The 23,670-nt window shown below is 69.9% G+C and carries 21 protein-coding genes; 11 read left to right on the top strand and 10 right to left on the bottom strand.

Features of this window, described 5'->3' with window-relative positions:
• Positions 1-74: 74 nt before the first annotated feature.
• The 8 genes from DVS28_RS13450 to DVS28_RS13415 form a co-directional block, all read right to left on the bottom strand.
• Complete coding sequence (locus tag DVS28_RS13450; RefSeq protein ID WP_164710497.1) at positions 75-1,727, bottom strand: glycoside hydrolase family 13 protein; 1,653 nt, start codon at positions 1,725-1,727, stop codon at positions 75-77.
• Positions 1,728-1,974: 247 nt separating this feature from the next.
• Positions 1,975-3,216, bottom strand: a complete 1,242-nt coding sequence (gene glgC / locus DVS28_RS13445) for a glucose-1-phosphate adenylyltransferase (RefSeq protein WP_216826017.1) — start codon at positions 3,214-3,216, stop codon at positions 1,975-1,977.
• Between the two features lie 120 nt (positions 3,217-3,336).
• Positions 3,337-4,782, bottom strand: a complete 1,446-nt coding sequence (locus DVS28_RS13440; RefSeq protein ID WP_164710496.1) for an ABC transporter substrate-binding protein — start codon at positions 4,780-4,782, stop codon at positions 3,337-3,339.
• A 102-nt stretch (positions 4,783-4,884) separates the two neighbouring features.
• Positions 4,885-6,009 carry a branched-chain amino acid ABC transporter permease gene (locus DVS28_RS13435; RefSeq protein WP_114591901.1) on the bottom strand — a complete coding sequence of 375 codons (1,125 nt, stop codon included), beginning with the start codon at positions 6,007-6,009 and terminating at the stop codon, positions 4,885-4,887.
• A 5-nt stretch (positions 6,010-6,014) separates the two neighbouring features.
• Complete coding sequence (locus DVS28_RS13430) at positions 6,015-6,902, bottom strand: branched-chain amino acid ABC transporter permease (RefSeq protein ID WP_114591900.1); 888 nt, start codon at positions 6,900-6,902, stop codon at positions 6,015-6,017.
• A complete protein-coding gene (locus DVS28_RS13425; RefSeq protein ID WP_216826015.1) occupies positions 6,899-8,884 on the bottom strand; it encodes an AMP-dependent synthetase/ligase in 1,986 nt (661 codons plus the stop codon). The genes DVS28_RS13430 and DVS28_RS13425 overlap by 4 nt, the downstream gene beginning before the upstream one ends.
• Complete coding sequence (locus DVS28_RS13420; protein WP_114594170.1) at positions 8,881-9,711, bottom strand: ATP-binding cassette domain-containing protein; 831 nt, start codon at positions 9,709-9,711, stop codon at positions 8,881-8,883. The genes DVS28_RS13425 and DVS28_RS13420 overlap by 4 nt, the downstream gene beginning before the upstream one ends.
• A gap of 50 nt (positions 9,712-9,761) precedes the next feature.
• Positions 9,762-10,547 (bottom strand): ABC transporter ATP-binding protein, encoded by a 786-nt coding sequence (locus DVS28_RS13415; protein ID WP_114594169.1) that lies wholly within the window; start codon positions 10,545-10,547, stop codon positions 9,762-9,764.
• A 330-nt stretch (positions 10,548-10,877) separates the two neighbouring features.
• On the opposite strand from DVS28_RS13415, the gene DVS28_RS13410 reads away from it, so the two are divergent.
• Together DVS28_RS13410 and DVS28_RS13405 are read left to right on the top strand one after the other, a co-directional pair.
• Entirely contained in the window at positions 10,878-11,348 is a 471-nt protein-coding gene (locus tag DVS28_RS13410) for a heme-binding beta-barrel domain-containing protein (RefSeq protein ID WP_114591899.1), read from the top strand.
• A gap of 6 nt (positions 11,349-11,354) precedes the next feature.
• On the top strand, positions 11,355-11,909 hold the full coding sequence (locus DVS28_RS13405; protein ID WP_114591898.1) for a hypothetical protein: 555 nt from the start codon (positions 11,355-11,357) through the stop codon (positions 11,907-11,909).
• A 44-nt stretch (positions 11,910-11,953) separates the two neighbouring features.
• Here DVS28_RS13405 and DVS28_RS28405 read toward each other — a convergent pair whose 3' ends face one another.
• On the bottom strand, positions 11,954-12,793 hold the full coding sequence (locus DVS28_RS28405; protein ID WP_216826013.1) for a hypothetical protein: 840 nt from the start codon (positions 12,791-12,793) through the stop codon (positions 11,954-11,956).
• A 139-nt stretch (positions 12,794-12,932) separates the two neighbouring features.
• Here DVS28_RS28405 and DVS28_RS28400 point away from each other — a divergent pair, with 139 nt between their 5' ends.
• The 5 genes from DVS28_RS28400 (at position 12,933) to DVS28_RS13375 (ending at position 18,417) form a co-directional block, all read left to right on the top strand.
• Positions 12,933-14,051 carry an RNA polymerase sigma factor gene (locus DVS28_RS28400; protein WP_164710494.1) on the top strand — a complete coding sequence of 373 codons (1,119 nt, stop codon included), beginning with the start codon at positions 12,933-12,935 and terminating at the stop codon, positions 14,049-14,051.
• Positions 14,052-14,101: 50 nt separating this feature from the next.
• Positions 14,102-14,749 carry an NAD(P)H-hydrate epimerase gene (locus tag DVS28_RS13390; RefSeq protein WP_164710493.1) on the top strand — a complete coding sequence of 216 codons (648 nt, stop codon included), beginning with the start codon at positions 14,102-14,104 and terminating at the stop codon, positions 14,747-14,749.
• A 115-nt stretch (positions 14,750-14,864) separates the two neighbouring features.
• Positions 14,865-16,373, top strand: a complete 1,509-nt coding sequence (locus DVS28_RS13385) for a serine/threonine-protein kinase (RefSeq protein WP_114591894.1) — start codon at positions 14,865-14,867, stop codon at positions 16,371-16,373.
• Between the two features lie 93 nt (positions 16,374-16,466).
• The gene (locus DVS28_RS13380; protein ID WP_164710492.1) at positions 16,467-17,108 is read left to right on the top strand and encodes a hypothetical protein; all 642 of its coding nucleotides are present in this window, start codon (positions 16,467-16,469) and stop codon (positions 17,106-17,108) included.
• A 70-nt stretch (positions 17,109-17,178) separates the two neighbouring features.
• Positions 17,179-18,417, top strand: a complete 1,239-nt coding sequence (locus DVS28_RS13375) for an alkaline phosphatase family protein (RefSeq protein ID WP_114591892.1) — start codon at positions 17,179-17,181, stop codon at positions 18,415-18,417.
• 24 nt (positions 18,418-18,441) lie between these two features.
• On the opposite strand, the gene DVS28_RS13370 is transcribed toward DVS28_RS13375, so the two are convergent.
• Positions 18,442-20,037, bottom strand: a complete 1,596-nt coding sequence (locus DVS28_RS13370) for a CocE/NonD family hydrolase (protein WP_164710491.1) — start codon at positions 20,035-20,037, stop codon at positions 18,442-18,444.
• Positions 20,038-20,216: 179 nt separating this feature from the next.
• Here DVS28_RS13370 and DVS28_RS13365 point away from each other — a divergent pair, with 179 nt between their 5' ends.
• The 4 genes from DVS28_RS13365 to DVS28_RS13350 all read left to right on the top strand — a co-directional run bounded on the left by DVS28_RS13365 (position 20,217) and on the right by DVS28_RS13350 (position 23,665).
• Positions 20,217-21,014, top strand: coding sequence for a hypothetical protein (locus DVS28_RS13365; protein WP_114591890.1), 798 nt, complete (start codon positions 20,217-20,219; stop codon positions 21,012-21,014).
• Between the two features lie 450 nt (positions 21,015-21,464).
• Positions 21,465-21,830, top strand: coding sequence for a TA system antitoxin ParD family protein (locus DVS28_RS13360; protein ID WP_114591889.1), 366 nt, complete (start codon positions 21,465-21,467; stop codon positions 21,828-21,830).
• A complete protein-coding gene (locus tag DVS28_RS13355) occupies positions 21,827-22,405 on the top strand; it encodes an ATPase (RefSeq protein WP_114591888.1) in 579 nt (192 codons plus the stop codon). Before DVS28_RS13360 ends, DVS28_RS13355 begins: the two co-directional genes overlap by 4 nt.
• Before the next feature lie 156 nt (positions 22,406-22,561).
• Positions 22,562-23,665 carry a cell wall-binding repeat-containing protein gene (locus DVS28_RS13350; RefSeq protein WP_114591887.1) on the top strand — a complete coding sequence of 368 codons (1,104 nt, stop codon included), beginning with the start codon at positions 22,562-22,564 and terminating at the stop codon, positions 23,663-23,665.
• Positions 23,666-23,670 lie beyond the last annotated feature (5 nt).

The raw sequence follows: 23,670 nt of genomic DNA, 5'->3' as shown, positions 1-23,670 counted from the left end.
CGGGCTCGTGGGTCGGGGGGCGGAGCTGGCTTCCCGCCCGGGGGGTTGGTCGTCGGAAGGGCTGTGGTGTCGCGTCATGGGGCAAGCCAGACGCAGGTGTCGGCGGGCACGGTGCCGCGGACGGTGGACCTGCGGGACGGGTCGGACACGAGGACGACGCGACGTCCCTCGAGGAGGGCAGGGGGGATCTGCAGGTCGTGGTCGGTTGGGTTGAGGACCACGACGGCGTTGCCACGTGCGAACGCCAGCACACCGGGGCCGATGTCGTGCCACGTCAGGTCGAGGCCCTGCAGGTCGGTCAGCTTGCGGCGGACGGCGACGGCGTCTCGGTACAGGTGGAGGATGGAGGAGGTGTCGGACTCCAGCGCCTCCGCGCTGTGGATGCCCCAGTCCTCGGGCTGCGGCAACCAGGGCTCGGCGGCCCCGGGCCCGGGGGAGAAGCCGTGGCTTCCCGCAGGGGAGACCGTCCACGGCAGGGGGATCCGGCAGCCGTCGCGGCCCTTCACCCGACCACCCGACCGGGCGTGCACGGGGTCCGTCCTGACCTCGTCGGGCAGGTCGAGGACCTCGGGCAGCCCCAGCTCCTCGCCGGCGTACAGGAAAACCGAACCCGGCAGGGCGAGCATCGCCAGCGTCGCGGCGCGTGCCCGGCGTCGGCCGAGGCGCTCGTCGACCTCGGCGGCGGAGGGGACGATGTTGCTGCGTCCGACGTCCTCGAGCTGGGTGGCGTCCGCCCGGCCGTACCGCGTGACCGCGCGTTCGACGTCGTGGTTGTTCAGGGTCCACGCCGGATACAGGCCCTCGGCGCGCAGCACGTCCAGCGTGTCGTCGATCGCCTTCCGCCACGCATCGGCTCGCCAGGGCGCGGTGGTGAGGTCGAAGGCGAACGCCTGGTGGAACTCCTCGGGGTTGACGTAGGCGGCCAGCGCCCCGGGGTCGTCGGCGGTCCACGCCTCGGCGAGCAGGAGCACATCGCGGTCGTTGGTGCGGTTGTAGTCCTCGACCAGCCGCCGCCACCGTCGCCACGCGATGTGGCCGTCGGGGTGGTGGGTGAACAGGTGGCTGCCCTTGCCGAAGGGCACCTCGGCCCCGTGGTCGGGCAGGCCCTCGGTCTTGCCCAGGAACGTCACCGCATCAGCACGGAACCCCTCCACGCCGCGGTCGAACCAGAAGCGGAGCATGCGGTCGAACATCTCGGGGACGTCGGGGTGGTGCCAGTCGAGGTCGGGCTGGTGCGGGGTGAAGACGCCCAGGTACCACTGTCCGGGCGAGCCGTCGGGCTCGGTGACCCGGGTCCAGGCCGACCCGCCGAAGATGGCGGTCCAGTCGTTGGGCGGCAGCTCGCCGGACTCGCCCTTCCCGTCCCGGAACCAGAACCGCTCACGCGCCGGAGAACCGGGTCCTGCAGCCAGCGCCTCCAGGAACCAGGGATGGTCGCTGCTGCAGTGGTTGGGGACCACGTCCATCAACAGGCGGATCCCGTACTGTCGTGCCTGCTCGACGAGGTCGTCGAAGATCTCGAGGGTGCCGTACTCGGGGTCGATGTCGAAGTAGTCGGTGACGTCGTACCCGTGGTCGCGCTGCGGCGAGGGGTAGCAGGGATTCAGCCAGATCGCGTCGGCGCCGAGCGCCGCGATGTAGGGCAGGCGGCTGCGGATGCCTGCGAGGTCCCCGAGGCCGTCCCCGTTGCTGTCGGCGAAGGACCGGACGTAGACCTGATAGGTCACCGCGTGCGCCCACCACGGCGTGCGTCCATCGGCACGACGGGACGTCGATCCTCTCGGCTCCGGCTCCGGCACTCGAACAGCACTCCCATCGCAGTAGTACGGGATGTCTGTCGAAGTGAACCGCGTTGTGACCCGTTGTGCAAGCGTTTTCGGTGCGGTTCCTGTGTCACCGGTCTGGCATTGAACGGATGCAGGCGCTGGAAACGGTTGCAGCCGCAACGCGCTGCGTGACCGTGAGCTCTGGACGCTAGATCTGGGCGTTCTTTCCGATGACGACGATGCCCTCGTCGGTGACCGTGAATCGCTTTCGGTCCGCGGCCAGGTCGACACCGATCTTGGCGCCCGCGGGCACGTTGACGTTCTTGTCGATGATGGCGTTGCGGATCACGGCGTGGCGCCCGACGTTGACGTTGTGCATCAGCACCGAGCCCTCGACCTGCGCGAAGGAATGCACGTGCACGCCGGGGGAGAGGATCGACCCGGTGACCGAACCACCGCTGACCACCACACCCGGGCACACCATCGAGTTGATGGCACGTCCGGTGCGGTCCTCCTCGGCGTGCACGAACTTCGCCGGCGGCATGGGCGGTGACCACGACAGGATCGGCCACTGCTGGTTGTACAGGTTCAGCGTCGGACGAACCGAGATCAGGTCCATGGAGGCGTCCATGTAGGCCTTGATCGTCCCCACGTCGCGCCAGTAGCCCCGGTCGCCCTCGGTCTGTCCCGGCCAGCTGTTGGCGGAGAAGTCGTAGACGCCGGCCTCGCCGCGCTCGACCATCATCGGGATGATGTCCCCGCCGAGGTCGTGGTTGGAGTCGTCGTTGCGTGAGTCCTTGGTGACGGCCTCGACCAGGGCCTTGGTGGTGAAGATGTAGTTGCCCATCGACGCGTAGGCCACGGACGGGTCGTCCGGGGTGGGCTTGGGGTCCGCCGGCTTCTCGCGGAACGCCTGGATCGTCCGTCCGTCGCTGGTGGGTTCGATGACCCCGAACTCCGTCGCCTCGTCCAGCGGCACACGGATCCCCGCGACCGTGACGCCGGCACCAGACTCGATGTGCTGGCGCAGCATCTGCTGCGGATTCATCCGGTAGATGTGGTCGGCCCCGAAGACGATCACGTACTCGGGCTTCTCGTCGCCCAGGATGTTGAGGTTCTGGTAGATCGCGTCCGCAGACCCCACGTACCAGTGCTTGCCGCGTCGCATCTGCGCAGGAACCGGGGTGACGTAGTGGCCCAGCAGCGGGGACAACCGCCACGTCTGGTTGAGGTGGATGTCCAGGCTGTGGCTCTTGTACTGCGTCAGCACGACGATCTTGGTGAAGTCGGCGTTCACCAGGTTCGACAGGACGAAGTCGATGATCCGGTACATACCGGCGAACGGCACGGCCGGTTTCGCCCGGTCGGCGCTGAGCGGGGCAAGGCGTTTGCCCTCACCGCCAGCAAGGACCATGGCGAGCACACGCTTGGACACGAGGGAATCGGGCATCGGCGTGGACCCTACCGCGTGGACGGGGCGTCGAAACGGGATCCCGTGAAGCCGTCGAAAAGCGCGACACCGCCCGGCGAACCGGGCGGTGTCGTGTGGTTGCTCAGGCGATCGACGCGGCTACTCGCCGCTCTCGTAGCAGGGTGCGGAGAACTCGAAGGCCGCAGCCGTCTCGCCCTCGTAGAAGCCCTGGCTCTCGAGGCCGCTGGGGACGGCGTCGGAGGGGGTACCGATGGAGGTGGCCCGGACGGCCGCAGCGTTGGCGTCGCCCGACAGGTTGCCGGCGCCGGCCGGGACCATGCCCTCGTAGTCGACCTCGGTGATCTCACTGAGCGCCGTGGCCATGCCCTCGCGGGTCAGGTCGCCGTTGGCGGCGGCCTGCTCCAGGACGGCCAGCAGCGGGTAGGACCAGGCCCACCCGGAGGTGTAGCCGTCGTTGCCGGTCACGTCGCCCAGCGCCTCGCGCATGGCCTGGTGGCCGGGCGTGTCGGTCTGGAACGGCTCCCACGGACCAGCGACGGTCACCTGGGCGATGACCGCCGGTGCTGCGGGGGACTGCAGCAGGCCGGGGTTGAAGGAGGGGCTGTTGAACAGGAACCGGCCCTGGAAGCCACCGGCGGCGGCCTGGCCGACGATGGTGCCGGCGTCGGAGGGGCCGGTCGTGATGACAACCACGTCTGCGCCGCCGCTGACGACCTGGTTGACGGCCTCGCCCTGGTTGTCCTGGCCGGGGGTCGTCGGGACGTCGACGAACTCCGCACCGTTGACCTCGGCCCAGACCCTGGCGCCGGCGGCACCGTCGTCGCCGTAGTCACCGGGGTAGTGGACGGCCATGACCGTGCCGACCTCGGCCTGTTCGGTCAGGTAGTCGAGTCCATTCTGGGACTCCACGCAGTAGGTGTTGCCCGACTCCACGATCACGTCGCTGAACAGCCATGCGGACGTCCACGACGCCGGGGCGGTGATCACGTTGTTCGCCTCGAGGTCGTCGAGGATCGCGAAGGTGGTGGGGGAGCCCAGCGACTGGGCAAGCGCCAGCACCTCGTTCTTGATCTCCTCGTACTGCTGGGAGTGGACCTCCGGGCTGTACTGGTTGTCGCGGGTGAACTCGGAGGTGTTGACGTCGAAGCCGCCGACGCCACCGTTCTCGTTGACGCGCTGCCAGAAGGCGGTCTGGGCGTCGGTGATCGGCACCGCAAGGGCGGCGAAGGGGCCGACCGTGAGGTCGGAGATGGTGCCGAGGTAGATGCACCCGTTGTCGGCGTTGACCGCGTCGGGGCAGGCCTCCTCGGTCACACCGACGTCGAAGGCCACGTCGCCGGCGGCGGCGGCGTCGTCCTCGGTGGCGTCTTCCTCCATCGCGTCGTCCGCGGTCTCCTCGGCCTCGTCGGCCGCATCGTCAACGGTCTCTTCGGCCTCCTCGGCGGTGTCCTCGGCATCCGACACCGCATCGTCGACTGCGTCCTGCGCGTCGTCGGCAGCTTCGTCGCCGCGGCAACCGACGGCGAGGAGCGCGAGGACGGCGAACATCAGGGCCAGCCTGGCCCAACGGGATTGCAACCTCATGGTGTGTCTCCTGTTCATGGCGTCACGGTGGACGCCGCAAGGTGGAACCTACTACCGAAGTAGCAGGGGTGTCGCGTGGTTTCGGTGGTTCAACTGCAGGCCCTAGTAGCTGAAGGGCCAGCCCTTCCAGTAATTGCGTATTCGGATCCAGACGCCGAAGAGCCCCCTGGGCTCGAACAGCAGGAACCCGACGATGAGGAAGCCGTAGAGGATCGTGGAGACCTGGGCGGTGTTGAGCAGGCCGCCCTGCTGCCCCGGACTCGGGATGAAGCTGAAGAACCGGCTGAGCTCCTCCGACAGCCGCAGGACGACGGTCAGGAACACCGCACCGGCGATCGAGCCGCTGATCGTGGAGGCACCGCCGATGAGGATCATGGCGATGAACTGCACGCTGAGCAGCAGGCTGAACGACTCGGGCACGACCTGCCGGGTGATGGTGTACAGCAGCGCCCCGGCCAGCCCGGCGAACGCCGAGGACACCGTGAAGGCCAGCACCTTGTGCTTGGTCAGCTCCACGCCGATGACCTCCGCGGCGATGTCGCGGTCCCGCACGGCCTGGAACGCACGGCCGACCGCGGTGCGGGCGATGTTGCGGCCGAGGATGGCCACGACGACCAGGACGACCAGCGCGAAGAAGTACGTCTTCTGCTGACCCGTCATCGACGGCCCGCTGTCGGTCAGGGAGACACCGAAGACCGATGCGACCACGCCCGGACGGCCGACGCCGAACCCGCCGGTGATGAAGTCGGCCTCCCGGAAGATGTGGTCGCCGATGAACACCAGTCCGAGGGTGACGATGGCCAGGTACAGGCCACGCAGCCTCGTCGCGAGGGGGGCGATGAGCGCCCCCACCGCAGCGGGCAGCAGCGCCGCTGCCGGCAGCCAGACGATCATCGGCAGGCCGAACCCCAGGGTGCGGCCGTCGGGGTCACCGCTCAGCGCTGCGGCGGTGAAGGCCCCGATGCCCACGAAGACCGCGTGGCCGAGCGACACCTGACCGGCGTATCCGGTGACCAGGTTCAACCCGATGGCGCCGACGGCGAAGGCGAACGCCCGGCTCAGCAGCACCAGCAGGTCGTCGGCGAGGACGAAGGGCAGGAGCGCGGCGAGGAGCACGAGGCCCTGGACGCTCCACAGCTTGGCCCGCGTGTTGAACAGCGCCATGTCGGCGTCGTAGCTGGTGTACAGCTCGGGGCGTCCTCCGACGCCGGATCCTCCGAACAGCATGCTGCTCAAACTCGCTCCACCTCCGGGGTGCCGAACAGGCCGTAGGGACGGACCAGCAGGACCAGCAGCAGCAGGACGTAGGGGGACACGGCGGCGAAGCCGTTGCCCATCCACGGGAAGTACTCGGTCTGGTAGCTGGCCACCAACGCCTCGACGATCCCGACCGCCAGGCCGCCGATCACGGCGCCGTTGACGGAGTCGAGGCCGCCGATGATGATCGCGGGCAACGCCTTGAGGGCCACGATCCAGGTCTGCTGGCTGATGCCACCACCCCCGTCGACGAACATGCCCGCCACCGCGGCCAGCGCCCCGGCCAGGGCCCACGAGACCATGAACACCCGACCGACGTCGATCCCCTGGGCGAGGGCGGTCTCCTGGTCGAAGGCCGCCGCCCGCATGCCCAGCCCGAAGCGGCTGTACCGGAAGAACGCCGACAGCATCGCCAGGATCAGCAGGGTCGTGAACAGCCGTGCCACGTCGCGCTGGTTGATCAGCAGCTCGCCGAGCTGGAAGTTCTGCAGACCCCACGGGTCGCCGACGAACCGGAGGTTGGTGCCGATCAGGCGGTTCTGCACGACCCGCAGGACGATGTCCACGCCGATGGTGATGATGGCCACGACGAACGGGGGCTGGCCGATCATGGGCCGCAGGGTGGTGCGCTCCACGGTCATGGCCACGGCGGCGGTGCCGACGACGGCGACCAGCAGCGCCGGCCAGAACCCGATGACGTCGTGCAGGAAGGCCACGAACAACGAACCGGTGATCATCAGCGCCGGTTGGGCGAAGCTGATGACGCGGGTCGACTTGTAGATGATGACGAAGCCGAGTGCGACGAGGGCGTAGATGGAGCCCTGTCCGAGCCCGGAGACGATCGCTTGGGCGAACTGCGTCACGAAGCGACCTCGGCTGGGGTCGCCGTCACGTAGGTCTTTCCGTCGGCCCCGGTGCCGACGGGAGGACCGCCGTACATGCCCTCGACGAGATCGGTGAAGATCTCGTACAGGGCGCTGCGCTTGACCTTCTGCGTGGCCGTCATCTCACCGTCCTCGTGATCGAGCTCCTTGGGGAGCATGCGGAACTTCTTGATGCCCTCCACCCGCGAGAACTTCTCGTTGGTGGCCTCGACCAGGTCGGCGACCAGCGCAACGACCTCCGGCTTCTCGGCCAGGTCCCGGTAGGTGGTGTAGGGCATGCCCCGGCGTTGGGCCCAGTCTCCGACGGTGTCCAGCTCGATCCCGATCAGCGCCGTCAGGTACTTGCGCTTGTCGCCGATGACCACGGCCTCCTTGATGTACTCCGAGGCCTTCAGCGAGTTCTCGATCTCGCTGGGGGAGATGTTCTTGCCGCCGGCCGTGATGATGATGTCCTTGATCCGGTCGACGATGCGCAGGTGGGTGCCGTCGACCCACTCGCCGACGTCGCCGGTGTGCAGCCAGCCGTCGGCGTCGAGGGTCTTGGCGGTGGCCTCCGGCTTGCCCCAGTAGCCGGCGAAGGTGCCGGCATGACGGGTGAGGATCTCGTTGGTCTCGGGGTCGAGCTTGACCTCCACACCGGGGTGGGCCTCGCCGACGGTGCCGAGCTTGATGCGCCCGGGACGGTTGGCGGTGGCCACGGCGGAGTTCTCGCTCATGCCGTAGACCTCGTGCATGGGCACGCCGATGCCCATGAAGAACTTCAGGACCTCAGGGGCGATGGGGGCGGCCCCGGACGCGGCGTAGCGGGTTCGCCGCATGCCGATGCGTTCCCGCAGCGCCCGGAACATCATGACCCAGCCGATGGCGTAGAGGATCCGGGTCTGCGTCGTGTGCTCACCACCGTTGGCGACCAGCTGGTCACCGATCCGGTCGGCGATGCGCATCCAGAAGCGGAACGTCGCCCGCTTGATGCGGCTTGCACCCTGCATGCGGATGTTGACGCCCGCCAGGATCTTCTCCCAGATGCGCGGCACCGCGAACAGGATGGTCGGCTGCACCTCCTTGAGGTTCTGCTGGACCGTCTCGATGGACTCCGCGAAGTTGACCTGCACGCCCACCGCAGCGTTGAACCAGACGGTGAAGATCCGCTCGGCCACGTGGCACAGCGGCAGGTAGGACAACACCATGTCGTCCTCGGTCGGCGGCGGATCGGTGAAGCCGCCACCGTCGACCAACGTGGTGATGGCGAACTCGCAGTTGGCGACGGTCAGCATCACGCCCTTGGGCGGTCCGGTGGTCCCGGAGGTGTAGACCAGCGTCATCACGTCGTCGGGCTCGGCGGCTGCCATGCGCTGCTCGACCACGCCGGCGTTGGCGGCCCGGTGCTCCCGACCCCGCTCGAGGAAGTCCGTCCAGCTGATCAGCCGGGGGTCGTCGTAGCGGTGGTGGATGCCGCGCGGCTCGATGTAGACGATGTGGGCCAGGTCGGGCAGGGCCTCGGTGACCTCCAGCGCCTTGTCCACCTGCTCCTGGTCCTCCGCGATCAGGACCTTGGCCCCCGAGTCGCTCAGCAGGTAGCGGACCTCCTCTGCGGGGTTGGTCGGGTACAGCCCGACGGTGATGGCGCGGCAGGCGACGGTGGCCAGGTCGCTGTACATCCACTCCCGACGGTTCTCGGAGTGGATGGCGACCCGATCACCGGGCTCCACGCCCAGCGCGATCAGGGCGTGGGCGACGTCGAGGACGGTGTCCCAGTACCCCTGCCAGGTCACCTCCTGCCACACCCCGAAGTCCTTCTCGCGCAGGGCGACGCGTTCGGGCAGGCGGGCGGCCCAGTCCCGGACTCGGGTGACGATCGTGGTCGTGCCGGTCCCGGCACCGCCGGGACGCTGCATGGTGGCACCGGCAACGCTCGCGGTGGCCGCGCCGGCAAGGGGATCGGGGAAGGGGAGGGGGCTCATCGTTGCTCCTCGGCGGTGTCGGCGGGGGCGGTGACCTGGTCGCTGCCCAGGTAGGCCTTGATGACGTCGGGGTTGCGCTGTACCTCGGCGGGCAGTCCGGTCGCGACGTGCTGGCCGAAGTCGACGACCATCACGCGGTCGGCCAGGTCCATGACCAGGCCCATGTCGTGCTCGACGAGGATCATCGGGATGTCCAGCTCGTCGCGGATGTCGAGGATGAACCGGGCCATGTCCTCGGTCTCCTCCACGTTCATGCCGGCAACCGGCTCGTCGAGGAGCAGCAGCTTGGGTTCCATCGCGAGGGCACGACCGAGCTCGACACGCTTCTGGATGCCGTAGGGGAGCAGCCCCACCGGGAACTTGCGGTAGGACTCGATCTCGAGGAAGTCCACGATGTCCTCGACCACCGCCCGGTTGGCGATCTCCTCACGGTGCGCCTTGCCCACGTAGAACATGCCGGCGAGGAACCCGTAGTTGACCTTCTTGTGCCGCCCGAGCATCAGGTTGTCGAGCACCGTCAGGTTCTCGAACAGCTCGATGTTCTGGAACGTGCGAGCCAGGCCCTTCTCGGCGATGCGGTGGGGGTTCTGGCCGAGGATGTTCTCGCCACGGAACCGGACCTCGCCCTCCTGCGGCCGATAGACGCCCGACAGGACGTTGAAGATGGAGGTCTTCCCCGCGCCGTTGGGGCCGATGACCGCGAACAGCTCTCGCGGGCCCACCTGGAAGGACACGCCATCGATGGCGGTCACACCGGAGAAGGACAGCCGGACGGAGTCGAACTCGATGATGGGCGAACCGGTGTCCTCGACGTGGCCGCCGGGCAGGTGGTGTGGGGAGGCAGCGGGGTCGCCGGCACCGGGCAGGTCCGTCGCCGTCACGACAGCCACCGCTTGCGTCGCTTGTAGTGCTTGACGTCGCGGAAGGACTTCGCATGGCCCTCGTCGGCAAGGCCCAAGTAGAACTCCTTGACGTCGTCGTCCTCCAGCAGCTCAGCGGCTGGTTTGTCCATCACGACCTTTCCCGTCTCCATCACGTAGCCGTGCTCGGCCACGCCGAGCGCCATCGCGGCGTTCTGCTCCACCAGCAGCACCGTGACGCCCTGCTGGTTGATCTCGATGATCAGGTCCCTGATCTGGTCGACCAGCTGTGGGGCGAGGCCCAGGCTGGGTTCGTCCAGCAGCAGGTACTTGGGGTTGGACATCAGCGCCCGCCCCATCGACAACATCGTCTGCTCACCACCGGAGAGATAGCCGGCCGTGGCCTTCCGGCGGTCCCGCAGCACGGGGAAGAGGTCGTAGACCCGTTCCATGTTGGGCTTCATGACGCTGGGGTCGGTGTGCGCACCGACCCGCAGGTTCTCCTCGACGGTGAACTCCGAGAAGATGCGGCGCCCCTCGAGGGCCTGCTTGACACCCGCCGCCACGATCTTCTCTGGTGGGAGCTCGTGGATCGGGGTGCCGTCGAGCGTGATCGACCCCTTCGTCACCTCTCCCTCGTGGACGTCGAGGAGGCCAGATATGGCCCGCAGAAGCGTGGTCTTGCCGGCGCCGTTGGCGCCCAGCAGCGCAACGATGCGTCCTTCGGGTACCTGCAGGCTGACGCCGCGCAGGACCAGGACGACGTCGTCGTAGACGACTTCGAGGTTCGACACCTCGAGCATGTAGCCCTCCAACTCGGTTTGTCGTGCGTACGTCGATCACGACGCCTTCGGCTCGGCGCGTGTCGGGTGAGTGGCTCTGTACAGGCGTTCAGCGGCCCGTTCCGTCCCTTGGTGCGGGAGCGGAGTGGCCCGTCCGCGAGGGGGTGGTCGCGGCGGTGACGCCCTGTCGTGTTCGGGTGAAGCCCAACCTAATCACAATCCGTGGCCCTGTCGTCGAGGTTCGGGGGAAAGCTGCGTCATTTCGGGGGTCAGAACCTGTCGAAAACACGAGATGAGACCGGATCTCGGCAGCGGGATGGGGCCGTCGTCGGTGCGACGTATGGTGTAGAGGTGACGCATCCGGACATCGCCCCCCTGGAGTTCCTCGTCGGCACGTGGCGTGGCCGCGGTCGAGGGGACTACCCGACCATCGACGGCTTCGACTACGTCGAGGAAATCAGCTTCTCCACCATGCCGAAGCCCTTCCTCGCCTATCAGCAGCGCACGACGCGTGCCGATGACGGCCAGCCGCTCCACGCCGAGACGGGGTACGTCCGCCCCGTGCAGGACGGGCCCGAGCTGGTCATCTGCCAACCCACGGGCATCGTGGAGGCCCACCGGGGCCGGCTGGAGGAACAACAGATCATCTGGGATTCCCACAGGGTGGCCATGACCCCCACCGCCGAGTCACACAGGGTGACCAAGGTTCGACGGGAGCTGCGTGTGGAGGGGGACGAGCTGCGCTACGAGCTCCACATGGGCGCCGTGGGCCAGCCGCTGCAGCTGCACCTTCGGGCGACGTTGCACCGCGTCGAGGCCTGATCGGCGATGGGTCGTGTGGTCATCGCGGTGGCGCTCGCCACGGCGGTCTTCCTGGCCGGTTTCGTGGCCGGCCGCGCCAGCCTGCCGTCGGCGTCGGAGGACCGCGTCGTGGATCCCGACGCAGCGGCGATGCGCCCGGGCAGCGAGGGGGACCCCATCGAGATCGGCAGCCCGGCTGCCGTCGGGCCGTGGGAGGTGGAGGTCACGGGCTTCGATCCGGACGCGATCGACCGGGTGCTGGCCGCCAACCAGTTCAACGTCGAGCCAGCGAAGGGCCAGACCTACGTGACGGTCGAGGTGTCCCTGACCAGGCGGGCAGCGGGCCCCGGGATCCTTCGAGGATCGGTGGCACCCGCGTTGGTGACGCCGAGCGGTCGGTCGTTCGCGCTGGGCAGCGACTGCGGCGTGATCTCGGCCCCGGTCGACGCCGAGCGGCTGCTCGCCCAGGGTGAGGTGCTGGACGGGGAGTGGTGCTGGCGGGTGCCGGTGGCGGAGGTGGACAAGGTGGCGCTGCGGGTCGGCGGCACCGGCGGAGGTGCCGTGTGGTTCGCCGTCCGGTGAACCCCTCCCTTGACGTCCTGGACCTCTCGATCGGACGTGGATCGTCAGGAGCGGGTCTGCTGCACCCCGTCGCGAAGCGCCAGGACGCTGCGGTAGGCGAGGTCGACCAGGGCCGCGGTCAGCACCCCGGCGGCCAGCAGGAAGACGGCCCCGAGCTGATTGGCCCGCTCCCATCCACGTGGCACGACCATCTCCCCGAGCGTGGGGATCGGTGCGGAGACGATGCCGGCGTTGGCCGTGTAGGCGACATAGGGGAACGCGACGAACAACAGCAGCACGGCGACCCCACCGGCGATGTAGCCCGGTCGTCCCCTGACCACCGCAAGGGCGAACACCGCCAGGGCCACGGTGATGCCGCCCCCGGCCACGCCTGCAGCGGCCCGCAGCGCGTCGGCCCTGCTGGGATCGGCACCGAGCAGGACCGAGGTCTCGTTGGTGGCCACCCACAGCCGGTTCGCCATCTGGGCGACGACAGGCACCATCACCAGCACGATGACGGTGCTGGAGAGGGCGTCGGCCACGGGCCAGCGGGGACCGGCCAGCCAGACCGGCCGACGGCGGACGGGGATGGGAGCAGGCACGGCCAGTCGCTTCGATGGTCGGCGGGCCCGTCGACGAAAGGGGTTCCGTCGCGGGGGTCTGGGGATCCGGGGCCTGCCGAGCAGCCCGGTGGGTGCGGTGGTGGTCGTGGTGGCGGGGCGGTGCGCGGCCTCCGGAGGCGCATCGGTCGCGGGGGCCTCGACCGTCGCGGGCTCCACGGGCTCGCCGTCACGGGTCGCACCGTTGACCGGCGCGGGCGCCGGGGGCGCCGCGTCCTCGATGTCGGCGGCGGCACGCAAGGCAGCCAGGTCGCTGCGAATGCGCTCGAGTCTGTCCCGGTTCACGTCCTGGCTCATCGGTCCCACCAACGGTTTCGGCCACCGGGTCATGGAATGGCGGCCTCGTCCCCCGTATCATGACAGCTGGTGGAGTGGTCATCCGGAACCACTCCTGCGGGAAGGCAGTCAACTCGGTGGGGCCAACGTGACAGCAGTTCATCCAGGGCAACACACCCTGCCCGACGACGACAGCGGCCTGATCGAGGCCCATCTCGTGGGGATCGAGGGTGCCTTCGACGAGCTGTTTCGTCGGTACCACCACCGTCTGGTCACTTACCTCACCCACCGGGTCGGTGATGCCGCCACCGCCGACGACCTTGCCCAGGAGTCCTTGATCCGGGCGATGCACGCCCTCGAGCGGTTCGACACCTCCCGCCCCCTGTGGCCGTGGCTACGGCGGATCGCGACCAACGCCGCCATCGACTGGTCGCGGTCCAACAGCCGGTCCCGGATGTTGGTCAACACCCTCTCCCTCGAACCGCCTCGCACCCACGACGGACCGGACTTCGCCGAGCGCGAGCTCATGGCCCGGGCGATGGACGCCGTCCCCGACCGGCAGCGCCACGCCCTGGAGAAGTGCTACGTGGAGGGCTGGCGCCCCGTGGACGTGGCCGATCAGTTCGGGGTCGGCAGCAACGCCTTCGAGCAGCTGCTGCACCGTGCTCGACGCAACCTGCGGCGCGCCTACGTCCGGCAGGACGACGGCGGCGACCGCGCGGCAGGATTCATCTGGCTGGCGATGCTGGCCAGTCCCTTCGCTCGGGCGTTCAACGCCGTTCGACGCCTCGGCGTCGCAGGCCCTCGCGTGCTGGAGGTGGCAGCCGCCTCGGTCGCCATCGGTGCCGTGGTCGCAGTCGGGCCGACCGGCACGCCAGCGCCCCGGACCGTGGTCGACGCGCCCGTGGAACGGGTCGATCGGACCGCCGTGCCAGCCGACGTGCAGCCGATCGACCTGCCGGCAGCGGCCGCTGGAGTCGCCGGTACGGTCGATGCGGTTGCCGCACCGGCGGTGTCCGGTCCGGCGTCGGCCGTGCCGAGTGGGGCCGGACGGCCGGCCCCGGTCGCCCCTGATGCGCCGCCGGCCGACACCGCCGCACAGCAGCCGGCTGCGCCGTCCTTCGACGACAACCCCCTGGACCGGGACGCCGAGCCCACGTCCCCCGCTGCGCCCGACGGGCCGCAGTCCTTCCCGGAGCTCATCGGCGGGTGCGGCTCGGCCGTGCGCGGTGCGCTCTGCACGACCGTTGGTGTGGTGTTGGAGTGAGCTATCCCCGTAGAGACGCCGCCGACCTTCCGGCGGTGGACGAATCGGCCATGCGCGAAGTGGACCGGCGGATGATCGAGGAGGTCGGTATCGACCTCCCACGCATGATGGAGAACGCCGGCCGCCATCTCGCGGACGTCGCCACCACCATGTTCGCCCCACGCCACGTGGTGGTGCTGTACGGCAGCGGGGGCAACGGGGGTGGGGCGCTCGTGGCCGCCCGCCACCTGGTCAACCGGGGTGTGGAGGTCACGCTGGTGCCCAGCAGCAGCGCGCTGACCCCGGTGCCGGCGGTCCAGCACGCGATCCTCGAACGCATGGGGGTGCTCGAGTCCGCCGGCCGCACGCCACCGTCGTGTGACCTCGTCATCGACGGCATGGTGGGCTACTCCCTGGCCGGTGCCCCGAGCGGCCGTGTTGCCGAGCTGATCGGCTGGGCCGGCGCGCAGAAGGCGCCGGTGCTGTCCCTCGACGTGCCGACGGGCTTCTCCGCATCCAGCGGGACGACCGCGTCACCCCACATCACCGCCGCCGCAACGGTCACCCTCGGGCTCCCCAAGGCCGGTCTGGTTGGCAACGCCGCAACCGGCCGGCTGTACCTCGCCGACATCTCCGTTCCTCCCGTTGTCTGGGCGGACATGGCGCTGGAGGTGCCGCGAGACCTGTTCGGCCCCGGCCAGATCGTCCAGCTGGTCTGAGACCCGTTCGGGCACCCTCCGTCCACGGCCCGCGACACACCATCGCACCGACTGGCGGCTGGCGTGCGAGACTGTCACGGATGTCTACGTGGGATCGACCGGTCGGAATCGCCCGGTGAACACCGAGAGCGCCGTGCTCGCCGATCGATATCGCCTGACCGACTCCATCGGTCGAGGCGGTATGGCGGATGTCTACGCAGCCGAGGACACCAGCTCGGGACGCATGGTCGCGGTGAAGATCATGCGGGTCGGTGAGCAGGCCGATCCCGACCGGTTCGCCTCGGAGATGCGCATCCTCGACCGCCTGTCGCATCCGGCCATCGTCCGCCTGTTCGACAGCGGCACGACCGACGACGCCAGCCCGTACTTCGTGATGCAGCTGGTGGACGGCGAGTCGTTGTCGGCCCGGCTGCGCGCAGAGGGACCGCTGGCCGACGAGGACGCAGAGGAGATCGGTGCGCGGGTGGCCAGCGCCCTCGCCCACGCCCATGACACGGGCGTGATCCACCGTGACATCAAGCCGGCCAACATCCTGATCGACACCGACGGCGGCGCCTACCTGACCGACTTCGGGGTGGCCCGGCTGGCCGATGCGACCCTCGTCACCCGCGCCGGGACCACCATCGGTACCGCCGCCTACCTGGCCCCCGAGCAGCTGCAGGACTCCCAGGTGGGCCCTGCTGCCGACGTCTACTCCTTCGGGCTGGTCCTGCTGGAGTCCCTGACGGGGACACGTGCATTCCGCGGCACCGGCGTCGAGGCGGCCATGGCCCGCCTCAGCCGCGACCCGGTCGTGCCCGATGACCTGCAGGGGCCCTGGGCGCCGTTGCTGGTCGCCATGACCCGTCGGGATCCCACCCAACGTCCCACCGCCGCCGAAGTCGAGCTGATCATCCGTGCCGAGCTGCCCGCCCCCGAGGTGTCGGCGGAGGAGATGGCCTCGCGCGCCGGTGGCTCGCGCAACACCGACGAGGATCCGACCGCCATCTCCCAGCCCTTCGACGGCCCGTCCTCGGGGTCGGGGCCATGGGAACCCCCGAGCAGCGACTCCGCGCAGTCCGTGGCCGTCGTGCCCCCCACGCCCCCGCCCACCCCTGCCCTGGGCCTTCCGGTCGCCGAGGCGTCGGCCCATCCGACGGTGCCCGCGCCCGCGCCGTTCCTGGAGGACCTTCCCCGACGCGGCATGGACGCCATCCGGTCGCGGGCGCTGCTGGTCGGACTGCTGCTCGGCGTCGTGGTCGTCCTCGGTGGCTTCGGCGTCTTCCGGCTGCTGCAGCCGGTCGACGAGACCGACATGGTCAGCGGGACCGATCCGGTCGACGAGGCCGCCAGACAGGTGCTGGCCATCCTCGATGCCTCCGAGCGCCTGCGGGCCGCCGATCCGTCGTTGCAGCGCGAGCTCGTCTCCCTGGCCGACAACATCGTCGAGTCGGTCAACGACGACCGCTGGGACAGCGCCCTGCTCGGTGTCGTTGCCATGACCAGCACCACCCGGGACGCCATCGACACCCTCGACATCGAGCCGGTCGCGCTGAACGGGCTCCTCGAGGCGTTGCGCGACCTGACGCGCGAGATCGAGCTGCTGGCGGGGGCCGAGGCGTCGGGAACCGACCCACCGGAGTGAACCGGGGTAAAAGGTACGGCGGTTACCACCGGCCGGTTGCTAGCATCCCGGGCGCCACCTCGACCGAGGTGGTGTCGATTTCAGGAGGAAAAGATGGTTCGCGGAGCTCGAGTAGCCGACGAGGCCGTACGTGCCTACATGGAGGCGCTGCAGGACCCCAACACGGCCGTTGACTGGGACGAGGTCGAGGAGCTCGCGGCACAGATCGCCGAGGCGACCGACCCCGTCCGTCGTGTGCTCCTTCGTGCGGAATGGCGTCGGGCGTCGGACCCGGCGACCTACATGCCCGACCTCGAGGCCGACTACATCGCCTTCGCCGCCCAGTGGGCCCAGGCGAACCGCGTGACCGGTGACGACTTCTTCTACGAGGGCGTTCCCCTGCAGGTGCTCCGCGAGGCCGGTCTCGGGATCTCCGAGGAAGCCCGCGCCTACGCCGACGGCGACGACGACATGGATGTCTCCGACGACGCGGCCCCGGCCGGCCCCGCGCCTGCTGCCGCCGAGTCCGACGGTGACGAGCCGATGTTCGAGGAGGGCAGCGCGATGGAGAGCGTCTACAGCGCCATCGGCAACGAGCCCTTCACGATCAACGACCTGGTCGACCGCGCAGACGCCAGCCGCTCCACCGTGCGAGCGGTGCTCGACAAGCTGGAGGAAGCCGGCAAGCTCGAGGAGCTGCCGCCGCTGGACACCGGGACCGCGGGCCGCGCGCCCAAGCGCTACCAGCTGACCTGATCCACGGCAGGGGCGAGGCCGGACCACCAGACGTGCCGGCGTCGCCCCGACCTCTGTAGGGTCGAGGTCGATGATCGACTTCGACCGCTACACACCGCTGCTGCAGGACGGCGGGCGCATCCTCCTGCTCGTCGTCGATGGACTCGGCGGCTACCCCGAGGCCGACCGGGGCTCCGAGCTCGAGGACGCCCACACGCCCAACCTCGACGCGCTTGCCGCCCGCGGCATCACCGGGCTGACCGAACCAGCCGGACCGGGCATCACCGTCGGCTCCGGCCCCGGGCACCTGGCCCTGTTCGGCTACGACCCGTGGCGCTACGACCTGGGCCGGGGTGTCCTCGCCGCCGTCGGCACCGGCTTCCCGTTGCAGCCCGGCGACGTGGCCGCACGCGGCAACCTGGCCTTCCTGAACGACGACAGCCTGGTGTCGGACCGCCGGGCTGGCCGGATCAGCGATGATCGGGCTGCGCCCCTCACCGAGCGGGTGCAGCAGCGCCTCGACGCCGACCCGCCGGTGGCGGGGGTGGAGGTGTTCCTGCGGCACGTGAGCGAGCACCGCGTCCTGCTCGTGCTGCGAGGAGAGGGGCTGGACGCCCGCCTGGCGGACATGGATCCGCAGGACACGGGACTCGCGCCGCTGCAGGCCCGGCCGCTCGGCTCCGCCGACGCCCGCACGGCATCGGTCGTCGATGCCGTCGACGCGGCGGTCCGGGCCGCGCTGGCGGAGGAATCCGACGAGGCGTCGCCCGACGTGGCGCTGTTCCGTGGGTTCGACGGGCTGCGGGAGATGCCGGACTTCGGCGAACGGACGGGACTGCGAGCCGCGGCGATCGCCAGCTACCCGATGTACCGCGGGGTGGCGCAGCTCGTGGGCATGGAGGTGCTGCACGGTCCCGACGGGCCGCCCAGCAGCATGGCGGACCAGATCGCGCTCGCCCGGGCGGCGCGGGACACCCACGACTTCCTGTTCGTGCACTACAAGTACGCCGATGCGGCGGGACACGACGGCAACCGCGAGGCCAAGGTCGAGGCCCTCGAGCGCCTGGACGTCGACCTCCCTGCCCTGCTCGAGGCCGCGGACGCCGACGTTGTCGTCGTCAGCGGCGACCACGCCTCCCCGGCGGCGGTGTCGGGGCACTCGTGGCATCCGGTGCCCACGTTGCTGGCCGGTGGGTCGGCGGGTGTGGACGACGTGACGACCTTCGGCGAGCGAGCCTGCGCCGGTGGCCTGCTGGGCCTGCGGCCGACCGAGCACCTGCTGCCGCTGGCACTCGGCGCGGCCGGGCGGCTGGCGAAGTACGGCGCCTGAGCCGACGTCCGTGGCCGCGGGTGGTCAGGTGTCCATGGGCCCCGCGACGGGCAGGTCGATCCGCCCGTCGTGGATCCGGACGGTGGTCGGCCGGTGGTCGACCAGGTGCAGCCGGTCGCCGTCCAGCCCGAGGTTGCGGTCGTGGTGCGGGAACGCCCCGCCCGCGACATGGACCCGCAGGCGGTGACCTGCGGAGAAGCGATGGCCGACCGGGTGCAGCTCGACGACGGCCGTGTGCCGGCCCCGGAGGTCCCGCAGCCGGAGGAATCCATCGCTGACCGAGCGGGCCAAGCCGTGGATGTCGACCTCGGCCAGGCGTACCCACAGGTCGGTGTGACCGGTGTCGGCGTCGAGCTCGACGGTCACCGTGGGACGGCCGATGACGGTCAGGTGGTGGGGGAGTGGGGGGCCGGTCAACGTGACCACGTCCCTGCGGTCGGCGAGGGCGGTGCAGTCGACGGGGCCGGCGTCGATCGACAGCGTCCGGCCGCCGGTCTTGGGCGTCGGCGCGGCAGGGTCGAAGACCAGGGTGTGGGTGGGCCCGCGAAGCAGGTCGAAGGGGATCGACTCGGTCCGAGTGGTGGGCCAGCGATCACCGGTCCACCAGCGGTCGGCGCCGCCGATCCACAGCTCCACGGCCGGTCCGTTGCGGTCGATGCCCCGCAGGTGCTGGTCGAAGTGGCGGCGCATCTCGGCGAAGGCACGAACCTGGACGGCGCCGTCGAGATGTCCCCACGGGCCGACGACCACCCGATCGGCGCGTCCGGCGGGGGCCTGCCGGTCGATGTCGTCGAGGTGGCGATCGACGAAGAGGTCCCACCAGCCGGTGAGGTGGCTGGTCGGTGCCACGTCGGCGACCCCGTGGCGCAGGTCGCCCGGTTGCCAGAAGGGGTCGCTGGCGTCGGGGTGCTCCGCCCAGGTCCGCCAGATGGGGGAGCGGGTGCCGAGCACGAGCTCGTCGAGCTCGAGGAGGGGCAGGTGGCTGAACGCCTCGTCGTCGCTGGCGCCGGGCAACCGGAACCGGACGAGGTTGGCCAGCCGCCGGGCTGCCGACTCGTCGGTCCGTGCCATGGCGTCGAGGGATCGCAACCAGCGCAGGCCGGTGTCGACGAACACGAGGCCGCTGGCCTCGGGCAGCCCGACCGCGGAATGGGTGATGCCGACCGACAGGGCCTTGACCCGGTCGGGTGCGGCGACCGCAGCAGCCCACGCCGTGCCGCCGAGGTAGGACAGGCCCCAGGCACCGATCGTCCCGTCGCTCCACGACTGGTCGGTGACCCAGTCGATCGTGGCCCGGGCGTCGGCGACCTCGTTGACCATCGGCACGAACTCACCGGTTGAGTCGAACCGTCCGCGGACGTCCTGCAGGACCACCGCGTAGCCGAGGGTGGCCAGCGCCTTGGCCTGGGCGACCATCGGTACGCCGGTCAGGCCGTTGCGCCCGTAGGAAGTGCGGATGAGGACGGTCGGCACGGGCGTGTCCGTGCTCGGCCGGTGCACGTCGGTGGCCAGCTCGTGGCCGTCGTCGGTTCGGATCCGCACCGTGGCGGCGCGCCGAGCCCGCATCAGCACCTGCCCCGCCGGGCGGGGGAGGAGCGAGCCGAACATCCGACGCTGCACGATGCCCCATCCTGCCGCGTGGGGGGCCGCCGAGGCCAGTGCCGGTCAACCCGACCGTCGCGACGGGCCGGCAGCCACCCGTCGGCCGGCTGCCCGACATCGGGAGCAGAGCAGCGTGACGACCCGTGAAGACCCGATCCGCGACGCCTGGTGCGGCTCGCGGCCATAGGATCGCCAGCATGTCACGCGTGCTGGCCATCCTGTTCGGCGCCGCGCTTGCCCTGGGCGGCTGCAACAGCGGCCCGGATACTGCGGGGGCGGTCGCTGCCGCGACGGCCTACGTACAGGCCCTGGCCGCCACGGACTACGACACGATGGCGTCCCTCTCGGTCGGATCGGCCAACGACGCAGCCCGCTATGGCCAGCAGGTGCTGCTGGCCGATCCCGAGGCGTTCAGCTCCCGAGATCTGGTCGTCCTGGAGCCGCTGACGGTTCCCGATGGTGGCGACGGGACCTACCTGGATGGAGAGTTGGAGCTCTCGACCAAGGGGATAAGCGGCGCCCCGTTGCGCATCAACACCATCACCATGCTGTCCACCGCGGATGGCTGGAAGGTCGACGGCTACGACCGCGACGGGCGCAGCACCGCAGAGCTGTTTCGCAACGTCAGCACGGGGCCGCACCAGCTGGCGTTCGACGGGGTCGATGTGGCATCGATCTCGGCCACTGTCCTGCTCACCGATGTCGCTGAAGACGTCGTGCTGCTGCCGATCGGGGTGACCGCGGGCGCGCAGCAGGTGACGATCGTCCCCGAACGTTCGACGTTCACCCTTGGTGGGCGCCAGATCCAGGTCACCGACATCATCGGCACCGCGACCGTGGAGTCGTTGCACGAGCAGATCATGGTCCTGCTGGCACGGCAGGCCCCGACGACGACCGCCAGCGACGCCGACGCCGTCCTGATCGGTGTGGAGATGGACGGGACCGACGTCGGCCCGCTCAACGTCGAGCTTCGGACTCAGCCACCGTCTCAGTGACCACGACGGCATCGGTGTCCTACGCCCGTCGACTCTCGGGATCGACACCGCCCGGAGCTGACGCTGTGGAAAGCCTTACGTCGCCACGAGAAGCCCTTCGCCGGCATGGTTGGCTTGCCGCGCCGGGTGGCCAACGGCGCGATCGGGGCCCAGACCACGCCGACGTGGGGACCGGCACGATCCCATCGGTCGGGACGCGTGGGGAACGGCGCGATCGGGGCCCAGACCACGTGGAGGTGGGTACCGGCACGATCCGATCGGACGGGGTGCGTGGGGACAGGCCCTTGGTCGGGACCCGCTCACCGGACGGAGTTACTTGGTCGGGACCCGCTCACCGAACGGAGTTACATAATCTATGTTATGTGCGGAACCGCGGGGCGGCGGAGCAAGTGCACCTGGGTCGGTCGCACGATGATACGGTCGTAGTCAGACGCTACGCAGGAGATCGAGATGGGAACGCCGGTCCGCATCGACGACGAGGTCTACGCTGCCGCCCGTAGAGTCGGCGCGGTTGCCAGCCGCTCCGCTGCGCAGCAGGTCGACTACTGGGTGCGCATCGGTCGTGCCGTCAGCATGGCCGAGGCCGGGGTACGCAACCGCATCGATGACGCGATCGCCGGCCGGACGCCACTCGCAGGGCTGACTGCGGAGGAACGGCTGCTGGCCAATGCCGAAATCGACGCGGCGATCGAGCAGGCTGCGGTCTCCACCGACTACGCCGACCGCCTCGCTGCGGAGGGCATCACCACCGTCGTGATGGACGAGGCGGGCCACCTCGTCACCCGCTTCCCGGACGGCACCTCGACTCCGGCGTGAGTCGGCTCGACTTGGTCGTCGGCCCCAACGGCGCCGGCAAGAGCACGTTCGTGCGCTTCACGCTGGCGCCAATGCGACCAGGCGTCCCGTTCGTCAACGCTGACGTCATCGCCGCCGAGCGCTGGCCCGACGACCAGCAGGCCCATGCCTACGAGGCTGCAGCCATGGCCAGTCGCATCCGCGAGACCCTCATCGCCCGAGGGCAGCCGTTCATCGCCGAGACCGTCTTCTCCCACCCCTCCAAGCTTGACCTCATCGAGCGGGCAGACGCGGCCGGCTACGACATCCGCCTCCACGTCGTCATGGTTCCACCGGATCTCTCCGTCGCCCGCGTCGCGCACCGCGTCCGCGCCGGCGGTCACGACGTCCCCGAGGACAAGATCCGGCAGCGACACGACCGTTTGTGGGGGCTCGTCGCACAGGCGGCACACCGTGTACCCATCGCGTCGTTCTACGCCAACCACCGCACGGGCCCAGATCTCGTCGCGGTCTTCCACCACGGCAGACCGGCCAGCGCAACGGAATGGCCAACCTGGACCCACCCGGATCTCATCTCCGGGCTGGCGCAGAACTGAAGCCTCAGGGTTGGATTGCCTGACAGCCGGAGGGGGCGGTCGTCGGGGTGCGCCAGCGGGCGGACAGGTGTCCGGACAAGGGCAAATGACCAGATCGGCCATCGTCCGAATGGACTAGTGTCCCGCCACCGCTAGTCCTCTGGACGAAAGACAACGATGTCAACCACCCCTCGGCGCCTGCTCGGCAGCGCTGTGTCCTGTGCCCTCCTCACGGGACTTCTCGCCAGCCCGGCCTCCGCACAGGATGCACGTCTGGCGAGCTCCCTCGATCCCACCATCGCCTCGGTCGACCTCGCGCTGGAGATGTTCGAGCCCGGCAGCGTCGACGTCCTCGTCCTGGGTCGCAACGACCAGTTCGCCGACAACCTGGGTGGCTCGGCGCTGGCTGGCCAGGTCGGCGGGCCGCTGCTGCTGACCGATGGCGGCCCCGACGCCGCCCTGCGCCCGGAGGTGCTCGACGCGATCGGGACACTGGTGCCCCGCACCGCCGGGCTGAACTGCGACAACGAACCGGCTGATGTGTACGTGCTCGGCGGCGACAACGCCGTCTCCTCCGGCGCGGTCGAGGAGCTCGTCATCGATGGCTACTGCGTCGAGCGCCTTGCCGGCGACAGCCGGGTCGAGACGTCGGTGGCGGTTGCACGGGAGATGCGCGAGCGCGGGGCCCCCCGAGCGTTCCTGCTGGCGAGGGCCGACAGCTTCGCGGACTCCGCGGCCGCAGGGGCCTACGGGGCCCGGTTCGGCTGGCCGGTCCTGTTGACCTCCCAGGACGCCCTCCACCCGGCCAGCGGCGCCTACATCTCCGAGGACCAGGAGCCGGGCGTCGTCCTCGACGTCTACGTCTGGATCCTCGGCGGCACCGCAGCGGTGTCGCAGGACGTCGAGGACCAGGTGTTCCAGCAGGTCGGGCCCGACCGCGTGTCTCGCGTGGCCGGGGCGACCCGCGACGAGACGTCGGCGCTGATCGCCGACGCCTTCCAGGCCGCACAGGAGGAAGGCAACGCGTCCCTCGCCGTCGGCCTCGTGAACGGCTTCGCCGACGACGGATGGGTCTACGCGCTGATCGGTGGGGCCATCTCCCCCGTCACCAACGCGCCGATCCTCTACGTGCAGGCCGATGGCATCGGTGATCCCGTCGCCCGCTACCTCGACGTCCAGAAGCCCAGCTCCATCCTCGTCCTCGGTCCACCCGAGCGGGTGAGCGACGCCACCGCTGAGGAGGCCCGCGGCATCGCCGGCGTGGCAATCAGCAAGGAGTAGCGGCA

This window comes from Euzebya pacifica, assembly GCF_003344865.1.
In the GTDB taxonomy this organism is placed as follows: domain Bacteria; phylum Actinomycetota; class Nitriliruptoria; order Euzebyales; family Euzebyaceae; genus Euzebya; species Euzebya pacifica.
The sequence above is the reverse complement of the archived record's forward strand: the minus strand, read 5'-3'. Positions and strand labels throughout refer to the sequence as shown.

What these genes read in the sequence shown, in the direction of transcription:
- DVS28_RS13405 (WP_114591898.1), top strand. Translation starts at nt 11,355, where the DNA reads ATGGGTCGTGTGGTCATCGCGGTGGCGCTCGCCACGGCGGTCTTCCTG.
- DVS28_RS13390 (WP_164710493.1), top strand. Translation starts at nt 14,102, where the DNA reads ATGCGCGAAGTGGACCGGCGGATGATCGAGGAGGTCGGTATCGACCTC.
- DVS28_RS13435 (WP_114591901.1), bottom strand. Translation starts at nt 6,009, where the DNA reads ATGCTGTTCGGAGGATCCGGCGTCGGAGGACGCCCCGAGCTGTACACC.
- DVS28_RS13360 (WP_114591889.1), top strand. Translation starts at nt 21,465, where the DNA reads ATGGGAACGCCGGTCCGCATCGACGACGAGGTCTACGCTGCCGCCCGT.
- DVS28_RS13375 (WP_114591892.1), top strand. Translation starts at nt 17,179, where the DNA reads ATGATCGACTTCGACCGCTACACACCGCTGCTGCAGGACGGCGGGCGC.
- DVS28_RS13425 (WP_216826015.1), bottom strand. Translation starts at nt 8,884, where the DNA reads ATGAGCCCCCTCCCCTTCCCCGATCCCCTTGCCGGCGCGGCCACCGCG.
- DVS28_RS13415 (WP_114594169.1), bottom strand. Translation starts at nt 10,547, where the DNA reads ATGCTCGAGGTGTCGAACCTCGAAGTCGTCTACGACGACGTCGTCCTG.
- glgC (WP_216826017.1), bottom strand. Translation starts at nt 3,216, where the DNA reads ATGCCCGATTCCCTCGTGTCCAAGCGTGTGCTCGCCATGGTCCTTGCT.
- DVS28_RS13380 (WP_164710492.1), top strand. Translation starts at nt 16,467, where the DNA reads ATGGTTCGCGGAGCTCGAGTAGCCGACGAGGCCGTACGTGCCTACATG.
- DVS28_RS13350 (WP_114591887.1), top strand. Translation starts at nt 22,562, where the DNA reads ATGTCAACCACCCCTCGGCGCCTGCTCGGCAGCGCTGTGTCCTGTGCC.
- DVS28_RS13365 (WP_114591890.1), top strand. Translation starts at nt 20,217, where the DNA reads ATGTCACGCGTGCTGGCCATCCTGTTCGGCGCCGCGCTTGCCCTGGGC.
- DVS28_RS13440 (WP_164710496.1), bottom strand. Translation starts at nt 4,782, where the DNA reads ATGAGGTTGCAATCCCGTTGGGCCAGGCTGGCCCTGATGTTCGCCGTC.